Below are 2,678 nucleotides of genomic sequence, written 5' to 3' on the forward strand. Positions count from 1 at the left end.
ATGATAGTAAGAGACACTTCTTTGCTCTTAGCATGCAGCATAGCATCGTGGAGCTCGTTGATCATACCTACAAGTTTCTTGTGCTGTTCATCGATCTCTTTTATATTCACACTATACTTATCAGACCAGGTTATAAGAGACATTCGATCACCATGCGTGATATATTTTTAAATGTATAAATATATTTGCTGAATTATACGTCGAGTTATCTCTGACGATTACAGCGGTACGTTTATTAGTTCCTTATACAATTATTGCGCACGCAACAAATAGGAAACAGCCAAGATGGACAGACTAAGAGAACAGGAATCTATTGGCAGAGATATATCCCATCTGTTCAGATCTATCCGCAACTTCATGGGACGTCAGCTCGAACCTTACGGGATAGGTGATGCACAATTCCCATTCCTCATGCTGCTGCTGCATGAGGATGGCATTAGCCAGGAAAAACTTGCAACATCTCTAAAATGTGACAGGGCAACCAGTGCAAGGTCCATTGCCCGGCTGGAGCGTGCAGGATATGTGCACAGAGTTGTAGATCCTGATAACAGAAGGGCATACAAGGTATTTCTAACGGAACAGGGGACAGAGATGGAACATATAATGTGGGCTGTTTCAAAAGACCTGAACGATATTCTGCTGGAAGGTTTCACTGAGGAGGAAGAACTGGCTTTCAGAAACATGATCCAGAGAGCTGGAGTAAATATTTCAAAACGGAATCAGATCAGGAAGACCACAGATGAATGAAAGTCCAGGAGCAGGTGAAAACTACAGAACGGATCATGTGACCTCAGGGATGAGGACACTAATGGGCGATCCCAAGAAGGCGATCTTAAAATTGGGTATGCCAATGATGCTGGCCATGTCCGTGCAGACAGTCTATAACCTGGTGGATACTTTCTGGGTTTCAGGCCTAGGTGCTGATGCCCTCGCAGCAATAGGTTTTGTGTTTCCGTTCTTCATGAGCATGATCGCACTTTCCACAGGTCTTGGCCTTGGCGGAGGATCGGCCATATCCAGAAAACTGGGTGCCAAAGATAAAAAAGCTGCTGACAATGTTGCAGCACACAGCATGGTCCTTATGCTGGTGCTTACATTGATGGTCAGCGTACCTTTGTTCATTTTTGCGAAACCCATCTTTCTGGCTGCAGGGGCAGGTAAGACAATAGGTCTTTCCATGGACTACGGACGTATAGTATTTGCCGGTGGTATCCTCATATTCTTCATTAATGTGGCAAGTGCTATATTGCGTAGCGAGGGCGATGCCAAACGTGCTATGTATGCAATGGTACTGGGAGCAGTTCTGAACATTGTCTTAGATCCGTTGTTCATTTACACTTTTGGACTAGGCATAAAAGGAGCAGCATGGGCAACCGTGCTCTCACTGGGCATAACCGCGGCCATGATCTTCAAATGGCTGTTCCTGAATAATGACACGTATGTTTCTTTCAAGTTCCGCGGTTTCAGGCCGGATATGAGTATCATTAAGGAGATATCAAAGGTGGGCCTGCCATCAGCTATGCAGCAATTATCCATGGCCTTTACAATGGTCATTATGAACCTTGTTATCATTGCAGTGAGCAATACAGATGGTGTCGCTGTCTATGCTGTGGGGTGGCGTGTGGTAATGATAGCTATAGCCCCGCTGGTAGGAATTGGAACTGCAGTGATGACAGTATCAGGTTTTGTGTATGGCGGACGTGCTTACAAAAAACTAATGTCAGTACTCATTTATGCAACAAAAGTAGGGATAATTATCGAAACGGGAATTGCTATATTTACTTTCTTCCTGGCACCTTATATTGCTGCTGTTTTCACACAGGCAGAATCGTCTGCTCATATAACTGAGGATATAACTGTCTTCCTTAAGATCGCTTTCCTTTTCTATCCCACGACTGCCATGGGCTTGCTTTCTTCATCGTTGTTCCAGGGCACTGGTAAAGGTACAAGCTCCCTTATTGCCACAATAATCAGATCCCTCATACTTACACCATTATTTGCCTTCCTGTTCTCTTACTACCTCGGAATGGGCCTTACAGGTGTCTGGTGGGGCCTGGTTTTTGGAAATGTGCTGGGATCTCTCATGACTTTCGGATGGGTTTATATCTATGTTCGCAAACTACAGGCGCATGTCCCTGAAAAGCTATCTGTTGCCCATGGCGAGTTATAGATTTTTGAAACTGGAAAGATCACCAATTCAACTACAAGCCCAACATATTCCTTTTCAGTTCGTTCTTTGCTTCCTCTTTTGTCTTTTTACTCGCCTTTACAGACCTATTAACGTCTTTTAATTGATGTCGTGTTGCTTCATCGTTTCGCATATTTTAGACTCTGGTACATCACCTATTTATAGGGAATACTCACAACCTTTGCACAGGTTCTTTATTTTGCAAGGTAGATGATCATGCACAGTGGGTCCCGTCCAAAAGAAAAAGGTGAAAAACCTCCCAAAGTAGAGGAAGAAACTGCTCTGCAGATGCTATTGGAACTTCCGGCTGGAGAAAAGGTATACAGACAGGATTGTTCCATAGTCGTGAAACTCCCGGCAGGCAGGCGTACGCTTACAACTTCATGGCTGAACGGAGGTTATCGCGAAGATCTGGAATGCATTATCAATAATCAGATCCCTCGTGGCGTTAAGAAGGGAGAGGAACTGGAAGGTGGAGATGTATCAGCTT

General features: G+C 44.3%; 2 protein-coding genes and 1 pseudogene. All 3 read left to right on the plus strand.

Features of this window, described 5'->3' with window-relative positions; translation table 11 throughout:
• Window positions 1–285 precede the first annotated feature (285 nt).
• Complete coding sequence (locus AB7U21_RS11725; protein WP_428389259.1) at window positions 286–747, plus strand: MarR family winged helix-turn-helix transcriptional regulator; 462 nt, start codon at window positions 286–288, stop codon at window positions 745–747.
• Entirely contained in the window at window positions 740–2,170 is a 1,431-nt protein-coding gene (locus AB7U21_RS11730) for an MATE family efflux transporter (RefSeq protein ID WP_428389261.1), read from the plus strand. The genes AB7U21_RS11725 and AB7U21_RS11730 overlap by 8 nt, the downstream gene beginning before the upstream one ends.
• A gap of 234 nt (window positions 2,171–2,404) precedes the next feature.
• Window positions 2,405–2,678, plus strand: a pseudogene (locus AB7U21_RS11735) (adenosylcobinamide amidohydrolase); the annotation flags it as partial.

Origin of the sequence: Methanomethylovorans sp., from assembly GCF_050177135.1 — an archaeon.
Lineage (GTDB): Archaea > Halobacteriota > Methanosarcinia > Methanosarcinales > Methanosarcinaceae > Methanomethylovorans.